Annotated in this window: 20 protein-coding genes; 2 read left to right on the forward strand and 18 right to left on the reverse strand. The window is 40.0% G+C overall.

Annotated elements, in window-relative coordinates:
• Positions 1–137: 137 nt before the first annotated feature.
• From JOD18_RS16600 to smc, 6 genes are all read right to left on the reverse strand, one after another.
• A complete protein-coding gene (locus tag JOD18_RS16600; protein WP_204670238.1) occupies positions 138–368 on the reverse strand; it encodes a KH domain-containing protein in 231 nt (76 codons plus the stop codon).
• 14 nt (positions 369–382) lie between these two features.
• Complete coding sequence (gene rpsP, locus JOD18_RS16605) at positions 383–655, reverse strand: 30S ribosomal protein S16 (RefSeq protein ID WP_204670239.1); 273 nt, start codon at positions 653–655, stop codon at positions 383–385.
• A 78-nt stretch (positions 656–733) separates the two neighbouring features.
• Positions 734–2095 carry a signal recognition particle protein gene (ffh, locus tag JOD18_RS16610; protein ID WP_204670240.1) on the reverse strand — a complete coding sequence of 454 codons (1362 nt, stop codon included), beginning with the start codon at positions 2093–2095 and terminating at the stop codon, positions 734–736.
• A 12-nt stretch (positions 2096–2107) separates the two neighbouring features.
• The gene (locus JOD18_RS16615; protein WP_204670241.1) at positions 2108–2434 is read right to left on the reverse strand and encodes a putative DNA-binding protein; all 327 of its coding nucleotides are present in this window, start codon (positions 2432–2434) and stop codon (positions 2108–2110) included.
• A gap of 177 nt (positions 2435–2611) precedes the next feature.
• Positions 2612–3607, reverse strand: a complete 996-nt coding sequence (gene ftsY, locus JOD18_RS16620; protein ID WP_204670242.1) for a signal recognition particle-docking protein FtsY — start codon at positions 3605–3607, stop codon at positions 2612–2614.
• Between the two features lie 12 nt (positions 3608–3619).
• The gene (gene smc / locus JOD18_RS16625) at positions 3620–7186 is read right to left on the reverse strand and encodes a chromosome segregation protein SMC (RefSeq protein WP_204670243.1); all 3567 of its coding nucleotides are present in this window, start codon (positions 7184–7186) and stop codon (positions 3620–3622) included.
• Between the two features lie 136 nt (positions 7187–7322).
• Here smc and JOD18_RS16630 point away from each other — a divergent pair, with 136 nt between their 5' ends.
• Complete coding sequence (locus tag JOD18_RS16630) at positions 7323–7544, forward strand: DUF1128 family protein (RefSeq protein WP_204670244.1); 222 nt, start codon at positions 7323–7325, stop codon at positions 7542–7544.
• Positions 7545–7946: 402 nt separating this feature from the next.
• Here JOD18_RS16630 and rnc read toward each other — a convergent pair whose 3' ends face one another.
• From rnc to JOD18_RS16675, 9 genes are all read right to left on the reverse strand, one after another.
• The gene (gene rnc / locus JOD18_RS16635; protein WP_204670245.1) at positions 7947–8630 is read right to left on the reverse strand and encodes a ribonuclease III; all 684 of its coding nucleotides are present in this window, start codon (positions 8628–8630) and stop codon (positions 7947–7949) included.
• Positions 8631–8755: 125 nt separating this feature from the next.
• A complete protein-coding gene (gene acpP, locus JOD18_RS16640) occupies positions 8756–8989 on the reverse strand; it encodes an acyl carrier protein (protein ID WP_204670246.1) in 234 nt (77 codons plus the stop codon).
• 148 nt (positions 8990–9137) lie between these two features.
• The gene (gene fabG, locus JOD18_RS16645; protein ID WP_204670247.1) at positions 9138–9878 is read right to left on the reverse strand and encodes a 3-oxoacyl-[acyl-carrier-protein] reductase; all 741 of its coding nucleotides are present in this window, start codon (positions 9876–9878) and stop codon (positions 9138–9140) included.
• Between the two features lie 3 nt (positions 9879–9881).
• A complete protein-coding gene (gene fabD / locus JOD18_RS16650) occupies positions 9882–10826 on the reverse strand; it encodes an ACP S-malonyltransferase (protein ID WP_204670248.1) in 945 nt (314 codons plus the stop codon).
• Positions 10827–10829: 3 nt separating this feature from the next.
• Complete coding sequence (plsX, locus tag JOD18_RS16655; RefSeq protein WP_204670249.1) at positions 10830–11834, reverse strand: phosphate acyltransferase PlsX; 1005 nt, start codon at positions 11832–11834, stop codon at positions 10830–10832.
• Positions 11831–12412, reverse strand: a complete 582-nt coding sequence (gene fapR, locus JOD18_RS16660; RefSeq protein WP_204670250.1) for a transcription factor FapR — start codon at positions 12410–12412, stop codon at positions 11831–11833. Before fapR ends, plsX begins: the two co-directional genes overlap by 4 nt.
• A gap of 101 nt (positions 12413–12513) precedes the next feature.
• Positions 12514–14547, reverse strand: a complete 2034-nt coding sequence (gene recG / locus JOD18_RS16665; RefSeq protein WP_204670310.1) for an ATP-dependent DNA helicase RecG — start codon at positions 14545–14547, stop codon at positions 12514–12516.
• 145 nt (positions 14548–14692) lie between these two features.
• Positions 14693–16351, reverse strand: a complete 1659-nt coding sequence (locus JOD18_RS16670; protein WP_204670251.1) for a DAK2 domain-containing protein — start codon at positions 16349–16351, stop codon at positions 14693–14695.
• A gap of 37 nt (positions 16352–16388) precedes the next feature.
• Positions 16389–16751 (reverse strand): Asp23/Gls24 family envelope stress response protein, encoded by a 363-nt coding sequence (locus JOD18_RS16675; RefSeq protein ID WP_204670252.1) that lies wholly within the window; start codon positions 16749–16751, stop codon positions 16389–16391.
• A 361-nt stretch (positions 16752–17112) separates the two neighbouring features.
• Here JOD18_RS16675 and rpmB point away from each other — a divergent pair, with 361 nt between their 5' ends.
• Entirely contained in the window at positions 17113–17301 is a 189-nt protein-coding gene (gene rpmB, locus JOD18_RS16680) for a 50S ribosomal protein L28 (protein ID WP_204670253.1), read from the forward strand.
• 348 nt (positions 17302–17649) lie between these two features.
• On the opposite strand, the gene spoVM is transcribed toward rpmB, so the two are convergent.
• The 3 genes from spoVM to rpe all read right to left on the reverse strand — a co-directional run bounded on the left by spoVM (position 17650) and on the right by rpe (position 19227).
• Complete coding sequence (gene spoVM, locus JOD18_RS25045) at positions 17650–17736, reverse strand: stage V sporulation protein SpoVM (RefSeq protein ID WP_420827808.1); 87 nt, start codon at positions 17734–17736, stop codon at positions 17650–17652.
• A gap of 171 nt (positions 17737–17907) precedes the next feature.
• Positions 17908–18546, reverse strand: coding sequence for a thiamine diphosphokinase (locus JOD18_RS16690; RefSeq protein ID WP_204670255.1), 639 nt, complete (start codon positions 18544–18546; stop codon positions 17908–17910).
• Positions 18547–18573: 27 nt separating this feature from the next.
• A complete protein-coding gene (gene rpe / locus JOD18_RS16695; protein ID WP_204670256.1) occupies positions 18574–19227 on the reverse strand; it encodes a ribulose-phosphate 3-epimerase in 654 nt (217 codons plus the stop codon).

Here is a 19227-nt window from a genome sequence, read left to right on the forward strand (position 1 = left end):
ACTTGGTTAAATGCTACTTGTAAAAAAATTTATTTATGGTAGGTGTATTAGAGTTATCCAAAAACTTAAAAAAAGTATTTGACATTGTACGCTGACCTTATAAAAAAGAGGGGCCTGTTAGTATAGGCTCCCTCTTTTTACATAATATCCAAAAAAATCTTTTTGTTATTAGATTTCATACCGGCTGCATAGACAACCGTACGAATTGATTTGGCAATGCGACCATTCTTACCAATCACCTTGCCTACATCGTTCTCGTTCACCTGAAGATGAAAAACAATTTTGCTTTCCTCTTCTCGTTCTGTTACAACAATGTCCTCGGGGTGATCAACTAAAGGTTCTACAATTGTTTCAATCAATTTTTTCATCGAATCACATCACTTTATGATTGATTTTTTGATTCGTGGAATTTTTGCATGATGCCTTCAGAAGAGAAAAGGTTACGTACCGTATCACTTGGTTTCGCACCTTTAGACATCCAATCAACTGCCTTATCTGCATCTAATTTTACTTCAGCCGGATTAGCTACCGGATTATAAGTCCCAATTTGTTCGATAATACGTCCGTCACGTGGAGAGCGAGAATCTGCTACTACTACACGATAGAATGGATTTCTTTTAGATCCCATACGTTTTAAACGAATTTTTACTGCCATATTTAACACCTCCAAATTAATTTCTTACACAAGATAGAATTGTAACAGATTATTTTTAGTCTGTAAAGTGTTTTTACCTTACATGAACGGAAAATTAAATCCTTTCATCTTCTTGTTCTTTTTTCCTTTCTTTCCTTGCTGCATATTAGTCATTTGTTTCATCATTTTCTTCATCTCATCGAACTGCTTTAACAAACGGTTAACTTCTGATACAGAGCGTCCTGATCCTTTGGCAATCCGCTTTTTTCTGCTCGCATTCATCAAGCTTGGATCTTGCCGTTCTTTGGCCGTCATTGATTGAATAATTGCTTCAACATGGGCAATTTGTTTCTCATCAAAATCAACATTCTTTAGACCCTTCATCTTGTTTGCCCCTGGAATCATATCCATTAATTCGTCTAAAGGCCCCATGTTCTTGACTTGGTCCATCTGTTCTAGGAAATCATCAAAGGTGAAGGAAGCAGAACGCATCTTTTCTTCTAATTCTTTTGCCCGCTTTTCATCGACATTTTCCTGTGCCTTCTCAATTAATGATAAGACATCACCCATGCCTAAGATACGCGAAGCCATCCGTTCTGGATGAAATACCTCTAATTGGTCTAGTTTTTCTCCCATCCCAGTAAATTTAATCGGCTTATCGGTAACAGCCTTAATCGAGAGAGCTGCACCGCCACGTGTGTCCCCATCAAGTTTCGTAAGGACAACACCTGTTACATCCAATTGTTCATTAAAACTTTCAGCTACATTGACGGCATCTTGCCCTGTCATCGAATCGACAACTAGAAAAATCTCATCTGGGTTGACATTATTCTTAATTTGAATTAATTCATCCATCAAATCATTATCCACATGCAGACGACCAGCGGTATCAATCAAAACATAATCTAAGTGCTCTTGTTTGGCATATTTCACGGCTTTATTTGCAATATCCACTGGATTCGCTTCGGTTCCTTCCGAATATACCGGCATATTCAATTGTTTTCCTAAAGTCTCCAATTGATCAATGGCTGCTGGACGGTAAACATCGGCAGCTACTAGTAATGGCTTGCGATTATACTTTTTGCGCAGTAAATTGGCTAATTTACCTGAGGTAGTTGTCTTACCAGCCCCTTGTAAACCTACCATCATAATCACGGTTGGCGGACGGTCGGCTACAGCAATTTTACTCTCATCTCCGCCCATTAACGCTGTTAGTTCCTCTTTTACAACCTTAATAACCTGTTGGCCTGGTGTTAAACTTTCCATTACCTCCTGGCCAACGGCGCGCTCTTTTATTTTTTTAACAAAGTCTTTCACAACTTTGAAGTTAACATCAGCCTCTAACAAAGCCAGACGAACTTCTCTGGTCATTTCTTTGACATCTTGTTCTGTTACCTTACCTTTACCCTTAATCTTCTGAATGGTACTCTGCAGGCGGTCGGCTAAACCTTCAAATGCCACAATGGACGCCCCCTATTCAATATCATTAATCTGTTCAATCTTCTCTACAAGGTTCGGATCATCGTATTGCTCTGCCAACGTCAACAATTCTTTTACAAGCTGTTGACGTTCTAGAAATTTCTGATATAAACCTAACTTGCCTTCATACTCCTCTAACATTTGCTCTGTACGACGAATATTATCATAGATTGCTTGTCTAGAGACATGTGAGCTTTCTGAGATTTCTCCTAAAGAAAAGTCCTCTAAGTAATACATTTCCATATAATTACGCTGTTTCTCCGTCAGCAACTTTTGATAAAAATCATATAAAGCATTAATCCTTGTCGTTTTCTCCAACATATAAGGACACCTCGTTAAGTAAAATACCTTTACACTTTAGTCTACCTACCGAAGAGCTGTACTGTCAAGCCAAAGGTCTATCACGATGTTAATTCGGTGCCATTCTTTAGCAAACAGCCTGGATAGTTTCGTTCCTCTAGCAAGAAAGCAGTTTCACTCACTGATCAAAATCAGCCTTTACTCTTCTTCTAAGATATCGGCAAATAAACCATAAACAAAGGCATGAGCATCGAATGGCTCCAAATCAGTTACCTTCTCTCCTAAACCTACAAGCTTAACTGGAATGCCAAGTTCATTGCGAATAGCCAGAACGATACCGCCTTTGGCCGTTCCATCTAATTTCGTTAACACAATTCCGGAGACATCTGTGGCCTGTGCGAAGGTTTTGGCTTGACTAAGCGCATTTTGACCAGTTGTTGCATCCAAGACTAGTAACACTTCATGAGGAGCATTGGGAATCTCACGTTCGATGACACGTTTAACCTTGGCTAATTCATTCATCAAATTGACTTTATTTTGCAAGCGTCCGGCTGTATCACATAATAAAACATCGACATTACGAGATTTAGCGGCACGAATACCATCATAAATCACCGCGGCTGGATCACTGCCTTCACTGTGTTTGATGACATCGACACCTACACGTTTTCCCCATTCATTTAACTGTTCAATCGCTCCAGCCCGGAAGGTATCGCCTGCCGTCAATAATACTTCTTTGCCTTCAGACTTCAACTGATGAGCCAATTTGCCAATAGTAGTAGTCTTTCCAACACCATTTACCCCAACAAACAAGATAACGGTTAGTTCATCTGCTTGGATATTCAAGCTGATATTCTCATCCCCGTCATCATCTCCTTGATAGATCTCAACTAATTTTTCGGAGATCACTTGTTTTACCTCTGATGTATCCTTAATATTACGCCTTTTGACTTCCATTTCTAATTCTTCGATTAGTTCCATTACCGTTGATACACCAACATCAGCGGAAATAAGAATTTCTTCTAAGTCTTCAAAGAATTCTTCATCCACTTTACGGTAACGTGCTACCAGATCATTTATTTTCTCTGAAAAGGACTTTCGCGTTTTACTCAAGCCTTCTTTATATTTTCCAGAAACTTCTTCTTGTTTTTCTTTTGATGTGAATTTTTCTTTCCATTTTTTTAAAAAGCTCATCGATATTCCTCCTTATGCTTCTAGTAACTCAGGTGCCTCTTCCAATTTCACAGAGACTAAGCGTGAGACGCCAGATTCTTGCATAGTTACCCCATATAACACATCTGCTTCTTCCATCGTACCTTTTCGGTGTGTAATTACAATAAACTGTGTATGTTTACTATAGTTTTTTAAATATTGGGCAAAGCGGGATACATTTGCCTCGTCTAAAGCTGCCTCCACTTCATCGAGTACACAAAAAGGAACAGGGCGAATACGCAGAATCGCAAACAATAAAGCAATTGCCGTTAAAGCGCGTTCCCCGCCTGAGAGCAGGCCTAATTGCTGCAGTTTCTTACCTGGAGGCTGTGCGATAATATCCACTCCAGTTTCTAATAACTGGTTGGGATTGGTTAGTTTCAATTCGGCATGTCCACCACCAAATAAGCGCTGAAAGACAATACTAAACTGTTCTTTAATTTGTGAGAAAGTTTCATCAAAACGAATAGACATCTCCTGGTCCATCTCGGCAATAATTTCATAAAGGGTTCGTTTTGCCTCTACCAAATCATTTTGCTGGGTGGTCAGAAATTGATAGCGTTCCTGAATCCGGTCGTATTCTTCAATCGCTCCCATATTGATTGTACCTAATTCATCGATAGACCGTTTAATTAACTTGACCTGTTGTTTCGCTTGTTCCAAGTCATCTGGCTGATCAAAATCTGACTGTGCCTTCTCAAACGTCATCAGGTATTCCGTCTCCAAGCGTTGTAAGCGATGTTCCAAGTCAATATCCTTGCGATTATGCTGTAACTCTAATTGTTGAATCGACTGTAGTAAGTTATTTTCTTCTTGTTTAGCTTGTTTTAGTGATTCTTCAAGTGTAACGACATGCTGCTGTGTATCTGCACGCTTTTGACGGATCTGTTTGACTTCTTGCTGCAATGATTCCTTCTCTGTTCGTTTCAATTGAATATCTTGATCAATTTCTTCTTCTGTCTGTTGACTATCTTTGACATGAATAAGCTGCTGTAACTGATGCTGCTTCTGTTGAATGGCCGCCATCACAGATGTTAACTCAGATTCAGTATAATGCACCTTCTCTGTTTGGTTCGTCCATTGACTCTTCCGTTCTGCTTGCTGAATCGCCAATTCATGCAGCTGTTTCTGCAGCTCTTGCTCCTTCTCGACGAAGTTCTTATGTTCACTTGTCAGACGTTCAATTTCCGCATTTAAAGCAGTTACTTCCTCCGTAAGACGGGTTAAATCTTGATCAATCGCTACCCGCTGTGATTCTAATTGTTTTCGATCTCTTTCTTGCTGGATTTTATCTTGGTCATAGATCGACAACTGGTTATTCAAATAATCAAGCGATACCTTTGCTTCTGTATAAACACTCTTTGCTGTTTGTACTTTTTCTTGCAGTTCTTCTAGTTGTTTTTCTATCTTTTGTTTCTCTTGCTTTCGTTCTTCCAGATCTTGCTTCTGGGTTTGTATCTGTTGTTCATAATCACGAACTCTCGTTTGATATTCGCCATATTTGGCCGTCAAAGTCTTTAATTCACGATCCCTTGTAAATAAGGATTGATTGTTTTTTTTCTTTGCTCCACCAGACATGGATCCGCCTGGATTCACAACATCGCCGTCTAATGTGACAATTCGGTACTTTCGGCCAGTCATTTGGGCCAGCTTATTAGCCGCTTGCAATGTTTCTGTAATGACAACATTTCCTAACAAAGCCTGCATAACAGGATGATACCTGTCATCATACTTGATCAAATCAACTGCGATTCCTACAAATTCCTGTTCTTGCTGAAGAATATGCAAGGCATTACTTGGAATTTGTTTCGGTCTCATTGCCTCAATTGGTAAAAAAGTTGCCCTGCCCTTGTTCATTTTCTTTAACCAGCCAATCGCCTGACGAGCGGATTGCTCTGTATCTACAACGATATGCTGTGCCTGTGCACCAAGAGCGGTCTCGATCGCATCCACATATTGCTCTTCAAACTCGATTAACTCAGGAATAGCTCCATGAACACCGGTTAACTGTTGCTGTTCCCTTGCCTTCAATACCTCTTTCACACCATGATAGAAACCTTGAAAATCTTCCTTTAAGTCTTCCAGCATCTCTTTTTTCGATTTGAGGTTTTCTACCATTTGATAGCCTTTATAGAGACGTTGCTGCATGTCTTCTAACAGCTTGGTTTCAGCTATCATCTTACGATCAATCGCAGCATAATCGGCTTGAAGTTTCTGTAATGTTTGTTCATCCTGCTGAAAGTCTTCTTCTTTTTGTGTTACTGTCTGTTGTAAGGCCACACGTTCTTCATCCAGCTGCTGCCATTTGGAAGAATCTACACTTTGTCTGCCTTCCATTTTTTCCAATTGCTGTTCAATCGAACCCTGTTCATTTCGTTTCGCTGCTTGTTCATTCAGCAGTTCGATGTAGTCTGCTTTTAGTGATTCAATATCTTGCTCGATCGTATTTTTCCCTTGCTCCAGCTGCCCCTCAATCGCCTTTATCTGTTTTGTTAATTGCTGTTGTTCTTGTTTTAACTGGGACAGTCTTTCCTTATCCGCCTCTAGATTGTTGGCTAATGTCTGTTCCTTCTGCTCATTTTCAGCTATTTCTTTTTCTAAATTTGCCTTGTTTTCTTCGAAATGGTGCAGACGTTCCCGGAAAATCTTTTTGTTACCTTCTAGATTTTCTAACTCCTGTGTCAAAACTAGCAGTGATTCATGTAGGCGGTTGATATCTTCATCATATTTTTGCACTTTATCTTTTAATTGCTGATTTTCTGCCTCTTGTTTCGCCATCCATTGCTGCTTATCTTGTAATTGCTGTTTTTCCTGTTTCATTTGTTCCAGCAATGCTTCCAAATCCGCATGTAATAAGTTGATTTCTTTTACCAACAAGCCTACCTCCACATTGGTAAGGCGTTCTTTTTGGGCAACATACTCCTTCGCAATAGCCGCCTGTTGTTCTAATGGTTCCAACTGGCCATTAATTTCATAAATAATATCTTCCACACGATTGAGATTCTCTTGTGTTTCCGCTAATTTATATTCCGCTTGTTTCTTACGGTTCTTATACTTCAATACACCTGCCGCTTCTTCGAAAATCACACGTCGTTCTTCTGACTTTGAACTAAGGATTTCTTCCACTTTCCCTTGACTAATAATGGAGAAGGCTTCTCTGCCTAGTCCTGAATCCATGAAAAGTTCGGTAATATCTTTTAATCGGCACGGCTGTTTATTAATCAAAAATTCACTCTCACCAGAACGGTATACCCGTCTTGTCACACTAACCTCCTGATAATCGACTGGCAGCCTATTATCAGAATTATCCAAGGTAAGGGTCACTTCTGCCACATTTAGCGGCTTTCGTGAATCACTGCCTTGAAAGATAATATCCTCCATCTTAGATCCACGCAATGATTTGGCAGATTGTTCCCCTAACACCCAGCGAATAGCATCGGTGATATTACTTTTTCCACTTCCGTTCGGTCCAACAACTGCTGTTACACCAGGTACAAAATCGACCTTAATGCGTTCTGCAAATGATTTAAAACCGACTGTATCTAATTGTTTTAAATACATGTATAAAACTCCTAATTATTATCATCTATCGAATAGATAGTAATTTACTCTTTGCTTTTCAATTCATTTATTTTATCATAAAGACTAGAGTTAGAGAAGAAAGTTTTATTAAATATGACATTAGGAGTGTTTGGAAATGAACTTAGAGGAAAAGTCAAAGGAAAATTTAGAATACTTGATTCACGAAATGGGTAAAATGTTACAAGTTGTAAATGAAGCGCTAATGCAGCCCAAAGATTATAAACTAGAAAATTACACGGAATTAAAGGAACTATATGATTTATTAGAATATAAAGGACAACTCACTGTAGCAGAAACCCACGCCTTTATTGATGAATTAAAAAAATATCGCAAATAACGCCGGAATAGACAAGGAGGAACTGTTTCCTTTTGTCTATTTCTTTTTCTTAAGCTATAAAAAAAGCCAAATACACTGGTCCTTTACTTCTTAGCCAGGTGGGATGTCCGCTACGAGAAGTCGCTTTCCACCTTTCCTGCAGGAGTCGACTTCTCTCCGCTCCCATCCTCTGTTCTCTATTATGTTTATTTCTTTCCAAAAGATAGATAGAATGATTCCCTGACATCCGCAACCTTCCCCATCTTTTCGCTAACTTTTGGAATAGAATATGCACTTCCTTATGGCTAGCGGAGCCTATCTCTGGAGCGTTACACGCCCCTTTTTTATATTATAAAAAACCAGCGTTCTGAAGGGACCACTGGTTTTCTATATCTTCACATTTTGTTGTAAATACAGCTATCATCATGATAAACGGTCCAGTGCCTGCTTGGCTGCTCGTTGTTCCGCTTCTTTCTTTGTCCTTCCTACCCCTTTTCCAACTATTTTGCTGTTAATGGTAACGACAGCAAAGAACTCGCGGTCATGGGCAGGGCCTTTCTCATCTACAATCGCATATTCTATCAGCTTATTTTTATGCTGTTGGATGGTCTCTTGTAATTGACTTTTATAATCCATCGTATGAGAAAAAGCACCGGTAGAGATTTCAGGATATACGTGGTTTTCTAAGAATTGGATAACAGCTTCATAACCTTGATCTAAATACAGCGCACCAATAAATGCTTCAAATACATCTGCCAGTAATGCTGGCCGATTACGCCCTCCTGTCATCTCTTCTCCTTTACCTAATAATACATAGCTGCTGAAATCTAACGAGTCCGCAAACTTCACCAATGCAGGCTCACAAACAATCGAGGCACGCAGCTTGGTTAAGTCTCCTTCTGCAAGCTCATGGTATTTGCGGTATAAATATTGGGAGACACCTAATTCCAATACGGCATCACCAAGGAATTCCAGGCGCTCATTATCTAATATATTCTTTTTCCGGTGCTCATTCACATATGATGAATGGGTAAATGCTTGATACAATAGCTTCTCATTCTTAAAGTGGATTCCTAATTGATTTTGTAACTTTGTAAAATCAGACACCTTCTTCACCTACCAGCTTCTATTTCCTTTATATCAAAAGTTTTACTATTTTCAAAGCTATTTATGCGTGAAATGGATGAGAAAAAAAGAGGCATTTCATAAAAAGCCTCTTTTTTTCTTACAGTTTATTGTTTGCTGTCTATGTAATTTACAGCATCACCTACTGTAGCAATTTTTTCTGCTTCTTCATCTGCTATTTCTAAATCGAACTCGTCTTCTAACTCCATTACCAATTCTACTACATCAAGAGAATCAGCTTCTAAGTCATCTTTAAACGAAGCTTCCAAAGTTACTTTATCTTCATCTACATCAAGACGATCGACAACGATTTGTTTTACTTTTTCGAAAGTATCTGCCATGTCACGTCACCTCCTTTCAAGGTAATGATTACCATAGTACCTTCATCTAAAAGCTTCTGTTTTTTAGTCAAGGTAAGATAAAACTTAAGTGAATCCTGCTAATAGCATGAGTTATCCCTTCCTGCTGGAAGATTCCCTGCGGCATTTGTTACATTACCATACCGCCATCAACTTGGATAGTTTGTCCAGTAATATAGTTAGACTGCTCTGAGGCTAGGAAAAGAGCTACATTGGCTACATCTTTTGCTTCTCCCAATTTATTTAACGGAATTAATGCCAGCATTTGCTCCCTTTGCTCTTCTGTTAACTTATCTGTCATATCGGTAGAGATAAATCCTGGAGCGATCGCATTTACAAGAATATTTCGCGCTGCTAATTCCTTCGCCGTAGTCTTGGTTAAACCTATGACACCGGCCTTAGCCGATACATAATTGGCTTGGCCAGGATTACCACTCACGCCTACAACAGAAGATACATTGATAATCCGTCCGCTTTTCTGTTTCATCATCTGACGTGTCACAGCCTTTGTGCATAAAAATACACCTTTCAAATTAATATCAATCACATCATCAAAATCCGCTTCACTCATGCGCATTAATAAATTATCTCTTGTAATTCCTGCATTATTTACTAATACATCAAGACTGCCGAAAGTCTTTATCGTTTCCTTGACCATTGCCTTGACTTCTTCTTCTTTGCTGACATTTGCTTTGATCTTGATGGCTTCTCCACCGTCAGCGATGATCTCGTCTACAACAGCTTGCGCTTTACCTTCGCTACCAGAGTAGTTTACCACGACTTTGGCGCCATTTCTAGCAAAAGTAAGTGCGATTTCTCGACCAATTCCGCGTGAAGCTCCGGTAATTAATACGACTTGTCCGTTTACCATTATTTATTCCTCCTTCATCCAATCTATGAACGCCTGTAATGATGGGGCATCTTGAACAGAGAAAGTGGTAGCTCTTCTGTTCACCTTCTTTACAAGCCCTGTCAAGACCTTACCGCTTCCTACCTCCACAATCGCATCCAAATCTTCTGCCAAAAGCTGTTCTAAGATTTCTTGGAAGCGAACAGGGGAATATAGTTGTTCCACTAATAATTGTTTAATTTGCTGTTGATCGGTTACTTTTTCTGCGGTCACATTGGCATAGACTGGTATCTCGGCATCAGACCATGTTAGCTCATCAATTGCCGTCTGCAAATCTTCTGCAGCGGGTTTCATTAAACTGGAATGGAACGGACCACTAACAGAAAGCGGTAATACCCGTTTTGCTCCTGCTTCTTTTAAACGTTCAACAGCTAGGTCAATCGCTGCTCTTGTCCCAGAAATAACAATTTGGCCTGGGCAATTTAAATTGGCTACCTCAACGATTTCTTTACTGTCTTTTTGGATATCCTCTAATGCAGCTTGTAATACCTCTTGATCTAAGCCTAATACAGCAGCCATTGCACCTTTACCTGCAGGATAGGCATGCTCCATCAGTTTACCTCGCTGATTAACTAGACGAACTGCATCTTCTACCTTTAAGGCATGGGCAGCAACTAATGCACTGTACTCTCCTAAGCTGTGACCACTTGTTACAACAGGCTTGATTCCTTGTTCTTCTAAAAGTGCCGTAATAGCCGCACTCACTAACAGCAAGGCTGGTTGTGTATGTTCCGTCTTGGTAAGTTCCTGTTCAGGCCCTTCAAACATAATCGATGTCAAATCAAAGCCAAGGTGTTCATTCGCCTCATTAAATAATGATTTCACTTGATCAAAGTTATCATATAAATCCTTTCCCATGCCAACTGTTTGTGAGCCTTGACCCGGATAGATAAATGCTGCTTTTTTCATAGATCATTCCTCCTCAACTGAAGCTTTTACCTGTTTTACTTCTGATTCAATGGTGCTAATTACATCTTTCTCGACAATATGTATGGTTTGCCGAATTGCATGGAAAATGGCCTGACGGTTAGAGGAACCGTGTGCCTTCACTACAGGGGCAGCTAGTCCAAATAAGGCAGCACCGCCATACTCTGAATAATCTAATTGATCTTTCAGCCCCCTCAGTTCATTCTTTGCTAATGCGGCTGCAATCTTTGTTTTGGTATTGGTCATTAATTTTTGCTTTACCATGGAGAACAGTGTCATTGCAGTACCCTCTGTTGTTTTTAAGGCTATGTTGCCGCTAAAGCCATCGGTTACAACCACATCTGCAACCCCACTCAATAAGTCTCGTGCTTCGACATTACCAATAAAATTAATCGGCAATTCAGAAAGCAGTTCAAAAGCCTTTTTAGTTAAATCGTTCCCTTTGCCGCTTTCTGTTCCTACATTTAATAAGCCAACTTTAGGCTGGTTGACTTGACCCACTTTTTCCATGTAGATCGAACCCATTAAACCATATTGTTGTATGTGCTGAGGTTTTGCATCAACATTTGCTCCTACATCAAGCAGCAAAAATCCTTTACCATCTACAGTTGGCAGCGTAGGACTTAAGGCAGGGCGATCAATGCCTTTGATTCTGCCGACAATAAACAAACCTGCACTCATTAATGCACCAGTGTTCCCTGCTGAGATACAAGCGTCAGCCCGTCCCTCTTTGACTTCCTGTGCCATCAGGACAAGGGAGGCTTGTTTTTTCTTACGTACGGCTTTAACTGGCTCATCTTCACTGGTTATTTTTTCCTCTGTATGAATAATTGAGATCGCCGGGTGTTCTTCCAAATGCTTCTTTATGTCAGCTTCATTACCTATTAAGGTTATTTGTAACTCATTAAATTCTTTCACTGCTTGTAGTGCACCTAAAACAATCTCCTTTGGTGCGTGATCTCCACCCATAGCGTCAATCGCTATTCTCATAGCTGCTCCCCTTCTTTCTCCTGATTCGATCGATACATTTCAAAGATACCAGTAAACACTGTTTCATTATCTACCTGACTGTTTACTTCTACCACTGTACGTTTCTGTTTGTCTGTATCCACCACACGTGCCTTGGCAATTACCCGCTCTCCTTCCACTACCTGACGAGTAAACTTAATATCAGCATTTGCCGTCAAGGCTAACGGGTCATTAATAACAGCTACAGCTAATGAATTAGCCTGAGCAAACAAGTGGTGCCCCCGTGCTATTTTATTTCGGGAAAAGACAAGGTCTGAGGTTATCTCTAAAATAGAAATAGCCCGTTCATCTAACTCCAAATCAATAATTTCTCCTATGATTTCATCAATTGGCAGTGCCTTTACAGTCTCATTCCAATTATCAGTGGCTACCGATTTAATCCGTTCACGTAATTCTGGGATGTTGAGCTCCATTCTGTCCAATCGAATAGTTTGAATACTGACTTTAAATTGCTGCGCTAGGGCTTCATCTGTAATAAACGGCTTTGCCTTGATGGTATCACGCAAAATAGCTTGCCTTTCTTTTTTGGATCTTCTCATCAACTTACACTCCGTCCGTTAACCAGTCATTCTTTATACAACGTTTTATGACTAGGTACTAATAGTAATATATAATACCAGTGCAAATTATGCAAGTCTTGTTAGTTCAATAATTGTCGTGCAATATCTACTTCTTCTGCCAAATAGTGAAATAAGGCTTGATATGCGGAATCATTCCAACGTTCATTATCTATCATATCCACCGCATCTGCCCGAGCTGTTTCTAAGGCGCGATAATCATGAACCAAATCAGCTAACTTGAATTCTGGTAAACCACTCTGTTTAACCCCAAAAATATCACCAGGACCGCGTAATTCCAGATCCTTTTCGGCAAGCAGGAAACCATCAGATGTTTCCGTCATAATCCGCATTCTTTCCTTACCCAATTCCCCTTTGGGATCTGCTACCAAAATACAATAACTTTGTTTGCTACCTCTTCCTACACGGCCGCGTAATTGATGTAATTGTGACAATCCAAACCGATCGGCATCTTGGATAATCATAACCGTGGCGTTAGGTACATTCACACCAACTTCGACAACAGTAGTGGACACAAGGATTTGCACTCTATTAGCAGCAAAATCATCCATTACTTGTGCCTTTTCATCGGTTGAAAGTCTGCCATGCATTAAGCCAACTGTTGCTTTATCCTTTAATACTTCTTGTAATTGATGAAATAAATCTAAGGCATTCTGAATATCTAATTTATCAGATTCTTCTATTAATGGACAAATAATATAGGCTTGTGCACCCTGCTTTACTTCTTTATAGACGAAATTAATTGTTCGTTTAAACATATTATGCTTGACCCAATAAGTTTCGATCGGCTTTCTCCCTTTGGGCATCTCATCTATTTTAGATACATCCATATCACCAAATGTAGTAATTGACAATGTCCGCGGTATCGGGGTAGCCGTCATAAACAGAATATCTGCTAATACCCCTTTTTCACGTAAGGTATTGCGTTGCTGAACACCGAAGCGATGCTGTTCATCGATAATCACATAAGATAATTGGGCAAAGTTAACATCGTCTTGGATGAGAGCATGTGTCCCAATTAATATATCACAACTGCCTGATTCTAACTCTTCTAGAATCTCTCGCCGTTTCTTTCCTTTCACCGAACCGGTTAGGCGGCGAATCACGACCGTGTCAGGTAAGAGTTGTTTTAATGATTCTTCATGTTGTTCTGCCAATATCTCGGTAGGAACCATTAATGCGGCCTGTTTACCTGATGTCACCGTAGCATACATACTGATTACCGCTACAGCGGTCTTTCCAGAACCAACATCCCCTTGGAGCAATCGATTCATTCGATACGGAGACTGTAAATCGTTCAATATTTCTTCTAGTGCCTTACTTTGAGCAGACGTAAGTATAAAAGGCATCGATTGGATCATTTGATTAACCTTTGGCTGGTCGATTTGTTGTGCATTTCCTTGTGTCTCTTCCCGATTTCGTTTACGATATAATTGCATTTTTAATTGAAACATTAATAGTTCTTCATAAATAAATCGCCGCTTGGCATGTTTTAACTGTTGAAAGCTATCAGGAAAATGTATATGCTGTAACCCTTCTCTGCGATGAGGCAATTTATAGGAAGCTAACAGACTTTCCGGCAAGAACTCGTCGATTTCTTGATAAAAATCAGCTAAAGCCTGTTTGACAACCTTCTGTAACTGGCTGTTTTTGATATCTCCTTTAGAAGAATATATCGGTGTAATAGGGCTTGTCTCACTGGTGTTACCTTTCTTATAGCTATCGATAGTGATTTGCAGCCGGTGCTGATCCCACTTACCATTTACAGATACCGTTTCTCCAGGTATAAAGTGCTTCTTGGCAAACGAACGATTAAAAAGCAACCCTTTCACCACTGCACCATCTACACGTAATGTTACCATCAAGCGTGACTTTCCCCTCTGATAGAAGTTGACAACTGGTTCATTGATCACTTCCCCGACAATGGTTACCTTCTCGTTATGAACAAGATCTTGCAAGGGCTTTTGTTCATAGTGATCATAACGATTAGGGAAATAGCCCAGTAAGTCCTCTAAAGTATGAATGTTAATATCAGATAGTTTCTCCGCCAGCTTAGGCCCTACACTGTTTATTTGTTGTACAGGAATATTTCTCATCATTACTCACTCTCACTTACATGCAGTATCTGTTACTATTGTACTATGTGGAAAAAAGCTCTACCACTATAACGGATAGAGCTTGATATTATCATACATGGATTATTTGTCAGCGCAGAGATCTCATCCGCTGCAAGGGATTGCTTTATTCAATCGAGAAGATATAAGAATACACGGCTTGGCCACCATCATGTAATTCGACTTCGATATCTTCATAATGGTGTTCGATATAAGCTACAATCGCCTCTGCTTCGTCTGCTGTTGTATCTTCTCCACGAATAATCGTGACAATCTCATCCTCATCGACATCGATCATCTCTGATAACAGGCCTTCTATCACTTGCTGTTTATTGGCATTGGAAACTTTGATTTTGCCGTCTGCCAGCCCCATGTAATGCCCATTTTCTATGGTTATTCCGTCAATTTGTGTATCACGCACGGCATAAGTCACTTGTCCTGTCTTGACTTGTTGACAGGCCTCTGTCATCGTTTCCTTATTTTCTGCTAATGACATGGCTGGATTATAAGCAAGTAAAGCGGCCATACCTTGTGGAATGGTTTTCGTTGGTACCACTGCCACATTTACTTCTGCAATTTCTGCCGCTTGTTCAGCTGCCATCACAATATTTTTATTGTTAGGCAGAATGAGTACGTTCTCTGCATTCGCTTCTTTTACTGCATTAGCTAGATCTTGTGTGCTTGGATTCATGGTTTGTCCGCCTTGCAGAACAACCGTTGCCCCAATGCTTTTCAACAATTCCGTTAAGCCCTCACCAACTGCAACTGTAACAATGCCAAATGGTTGCTTGGCTTTCTTTTCTTCCTTATTGACAATATTGGCATGCTGTTCACGCATATTCTCTGCCTTTAAGTGAATGAAACTGCCGAATCGCTGCCCTAAGTTGAAAACATCACCTGGATATTCAGCATGGATATGTACCTTCACAATTTCATCATCTGAAACGACTAACAAAGAGTCGCCATGCTCGCTTAATTCTTGTCTGAATTCCTCTTCATTATATGGATGTGTCTTTAGTTTCTCTTCTTCAAAGCGAACCATAAATTCGGTACAGTAACCAAATTTGATCTCTTCTGTATTCATGAAATCATGGACTTGTTTATGATGTTCTGCATTCACCAAATCTTCCAAGTCCATCGTGTCGCTGTGTGAATGTACAGGTAGCTCTTCCCCTTTTAAGGCAGCTAAAAAACCTTCATAAATGACAACTAACCCTTGCCCGCCGCTATCTACTACACCAACTTCTTTCAAGACCGGAAGCAGCTCTGGTGTGCGTTTTAATGATTTTTTGGAGGCTTCCACCATTTGTTCCACCAAAACAACCATATCATCCACTGATTCTGCTATCTGTTTCGTCTCTTTGGCTGTATCCTTTGCCACCGTAAGAATGGTTCCTTCTACAGGCTTCATTACCGCTTTATAGGCGGTTTTGACACCACCCTCCAATGCAGCTACGAATCCAGCCGTATCTAAATCCTTCTGCCCTTCAATCGTCTTGGCAAATCCTCTAAATAATTGAGACAAGATCACCCCTGAGTTTCCTCTTGCACCCATTAATAGCCCCTTTGCAAAGGCATTGGCCACCGCACCTACATGATCCTGGGCAGTTTTCTTTACTTCATTTGCTCCTGAAGTAATCGATAAATTCATATTTGTTCCTGTATCTCCATCTGGTACTGGAAACACATTAAGAGCATCTATTTTTTCCGCATTTTTTGCTAGATGGTGTGCACCTGTAAGCAACATACTTGCAAACATGGCACCATCGATATTCTTCATAGTCACTGGCTCGTTCCTCCCTCTGTTCCTTCTCTAACTGATCTTAATCCTGAATCACCCGTACACCTTGTATATAAATATTGATAGATTTAATTTGCAGGCCTAGTGTCTTTTCCAGGTTATATTTTACTTGTGATTGTACATTATGGGCTACCTCTGAAATTTTGGTTCCATACCCGACAATAATATACATATCAATATGGATATCTTCATTATCTTGGCGTACAATTACACCTTTCGCAAAATTTTCTTTGCGTAAAATCTCAGCAATTCCATCGCGTAATTGTTTTTTTGAAGCCATACCAACGATACCATAGCACTCTATTGCTGCACCGCCGGCAATGGTTGCAATCACCTCATTGGTAATCGTCACTAAGCCTTCTTTCATTTTTAGTTCAATAGACATTATTTATCCTCCTCATCTGGTAGGAAATATACGTATGATCATTCTATCTTCTGCATAAAACCAATACGACCATCGCTCAACTGTTTGAAAGACAGCGATATTTTTTTAAAAGGAAGCGTTTCGCTCTACAGAAATAGTTATTCCATTATAGAATGTAGCAAAATAACAGCTATGTCAAGCAATCTTATTAATATTTCCGAACTTCTTGCTATCCCACCCACGTTACATGTCTTCGTCTGCCAACGCTTCTATCCATACTGTTTACAGAAAAACTTACGTCACATTCTCATTGCATTATCACGCAAACTATGATAAATTATTTTAGTATGAACAAGAGTTAGTGTAGTAGGAGGGAACAAACATGGGACGTAAATGTGTAGTAACAGGTCGTAAAACGACTTCTGGAAATAATCGTTCACACGCATTAAATGCTAGCAAACGTAAATGGAAAGCAAACGTACAGAAAGTAAGAATCATGGTTGACGGTAAACCTAAACGTGTATACGTATCTGCTCGTGCGCTTAAATCCGGCAAAATAGAACGCGTATAAATTTCCAAATAAGAACAAAAGCGCAGAGCGCCCGTTTAGCAACGTACGAACTGGACTGAAGCGTAGGAGATAAAGCAACACGGCGACGTAAGGAGCCGATGTTAACTTATCGTACGAAGCTGAGGGAAGTTGCGCTAGTTGCTGGGCGCTCGAAGCTAGACGTGGCTATTCGTTTGCAAATAGTTATCCACAAGCAAGTATTTTATAATTTCCTAGACCATGAAAAAAGGCTTCTCTTACAAGAGAGCCTTTTTTCATTATCCCACCACTTTATCACGGGCATAATAAAACCCTATGGATAGCGATTTGCATAGTCACTGCTTCTTATCTTGGCAGCCTAGCTCTTTTTCATTTTTTGTTACTTTTGCCGTTACCCAATAACGCGCGAATAAATCCACCGATATACCTTGGAAGTTTAATTGTATAGAATCTCACGCATACCCCTCCTCCAAAAGACTTGGCTGTTTTATGGAAATCATAGAATACTACTACAGTATATGATACTAGCCACAAATAGTTGCTGTATCCCTCACCATTTTGTTAACATTCTGATTTGTTCCGCTGACACAGAGCAAGAAACAACTCTTGTCGTAGGAAAGCTTCCCTTCATTCCATACTCTTTATCATTATTAATATGCCGTCTTCAAAGGAAAAAGTACCATAATCCTCAATAATTTGATTAGAAATACAGCGTGTACTTCCCCACGTCAGTGTATAATCATCCAAAGGATAATAAAAACCTGTTAGTTTTAATCCTTTGACAGCTGGAGATAGTGGGATAAAGGAAATTAATTCATGAGGTTTCGCCGCAATCTTATAAGTCCCGGAATGAAACATTCGTAATTGATTATGACGGTCTATAATCGTAACGTCAATCCCGCGCTCTAATAAGCGGTAGAGTAATTGGATATTGGCTAATTCATGATCCAGTCTGCCTGCCGTTACACCGAACAGCAGAATGGAAGCAGGTTGGTAATTGATAGCTGTTTCCACTGCCAATTCTAAATCTGTTTCATTCTTTTCATCAGGATATTGGCGGAAATTTTCCGCCTTTTCCTTTACTAGCTGCCTTTGTTCTTCGGAGATAGAGTCAAAGTCTCCTATTGCAACTTTGATTGGTAAGTTATTTTGCAACAGATAGACTGCGCCGGCGTCAGCTGCGATCCAGATATCTACCTCATCTTGATAAAGGTCCAAAGAAGCTAAACTCTCCTCAGGACCGCCTGCTACGATACCTATTTTCAATATATGACAACCTCTCTATCAAAGAATCTAAAGCGAATTTTTTATTTTATCAATGGCAGCTTTGCGATCAGCTTCATTGAAAATTGCACTGCCAGCCACTAATACATCAACTCCTGCTTCAACACATTGTTTGGCTGTGTCTGCATTCACACCGCCATCCACTTCTATTTCAAATGACAATGCTAATTCTTTGCGCCATTGTACAGCTTGCTTTACTTTATCCAGTACCTCTGGAATAAATACTTGACCGCCAAAGCCTGGATTCACTGTCATAAACAGAACTAAATCTACATCTTTCAGGATTGGTTTAATCATTTCTGCCGGTGTGGCCGGGTTGACGACAACACCTGCCTTCACACCCAATTCCTTAATCCTATGAATGGTTCGATGGAGATGAACACATGTCTCGACATGCACCGAAATAATATCTGCGCCAGCCTTTGCAAAGGCCTCTATATACTGATCCGGGTTCTCTATCATTAAATGAACATCCATAGTAAGGTCTGTGAATGGCCGAATTGCAGCTAATACCAGTGGACCAAATGTAATGTTCGGCACAAAATGACCATCCATTATATCGACATGGATATAGTCTGCCCCCCCTGCTGCTGCGTCTTCCACTTCTTCTTTCAATTTAGAAAAATCAGCTGATAAAATCGAAGGTGCTATCTTCGTATGCAT

The organism is Gracilibacillus alcaliphilus, from assembly GCF_016909015.1.
GTDB classification, from domain to species: domain Bacteria; phylum Bacillota; class Bacilli; order Bacillales; family Amphibacillaceae; genus Gracilibacillus; species Gracilibacillus alcaliphilus.

What these genes read in the sequence shown, in the direction of transcription:
- JOD18_RS16600 (WP_204670238.1), bottom strand. Translation starts at nt 368, where the DNA reads ATGAAAAAATTGATTGAAACAATTGTAGAACCTTTAGTTGATCACCCC.
- rpsP (WP_204670239.1), bottom strand. Translation starts at nt 655, where the DNA reads ATGGCAGTAAAAATTCGTTTAAAACGTATGGGATCTAAAAGAAATCCA.
- JOD18_RS16615 (WP_204670241.1), bottom strand. Translation starts at nt 2,434, where the DNA reads ATGTTGGAGAAAACGACAAGGATTAATGCTTTATATGATTTTTATCAA.
- ftsY (WP_204670242.1), bottom strand. Translation starts at nt 3,607, where the DNA reads ATGAGCTTTTTAAAAAAATGGAAAGAAAAATTCACATCAAAAGAAAAA.
- smc (WP_204670243.1), bottom strand. Translation starts at nt 7,186, where the DNA reads ATGTATTTAAAACAATTAGATACAGTCGGTTTTAAATCATTTGCAGAA.
- JOD18_RS16630 (WP_204670244.1), top strand. Translation starts at nt 7,323, where the DNA reads ATGAACTTAGAGGAAAAGTCAAAGGAAAATTTAGAATACTTGATTCAC.
- acpP (WP_204670246.1), bottom strand. Translation starts at nt 8,989, where the DNA reads ATGGCAGATACTTTCGAAAAAGTAAAACAAATCGTTGTCGATCGTCTT.
- fabG (WP_204670247.1), bottom strand. Translation starts at nt 9,878, where the DNA reads ATGGTAAACGGACAAGTCGTATTAATTACCGGAGCTTCACGCGGAATT.
- fabD (WP_204670248.1), bottom strand. Translation starts at nt 10,826, where the DNA reads ATGAAAAAAGCAGCATTTATCTATCCGGGTCAAGGCTCACAAACAGTT.
- plsX (WP_204670249.1), bottom strand. Translation starts at nt 11,834, where the DNA reads ATGAGAATAGCGATTGACGCTATGGGTGGAGATCACGCACCAAAGGAG.
- fapR (WP_204670250.1), bottom strand. Translation starts at nt 12,412, where the DNA reads ATGAGAAGATCCAAAAAAGAAAGGCAAGCTATTTTGCGTGATACCATC.
- recG (WP_204670310.1), bottom strand. Translation starts at nt 14,547, where the DNA reads ATGAGAAATATTCCTGTACAACAAATAAACAGTGTAGGGCCTAAGCTG.
- JOD18_RS16675 (WP_204670252.1), bottom strand. Translation starts at nt 16,751, where the DNA reads ATGTCTATTGAACTAAAAATGAAAGAAGGCTTAGTGACGATTACCAAT.
- rpmB (WP_204670253.1), top strand. Translation starts at nt 17,113, where the DNA reads ATGGGACGTAAATGTGTAGTAACAGGTCGTAAAACGACTTCTGGAAAT.
- rpe (WP_204670256.1), bottom strand. Translation starts at nt 19,227, where the DNA reads ATGCATACGAAGATAGCACCTTCGATTTTATCAGCTGATTTTTCTAAA.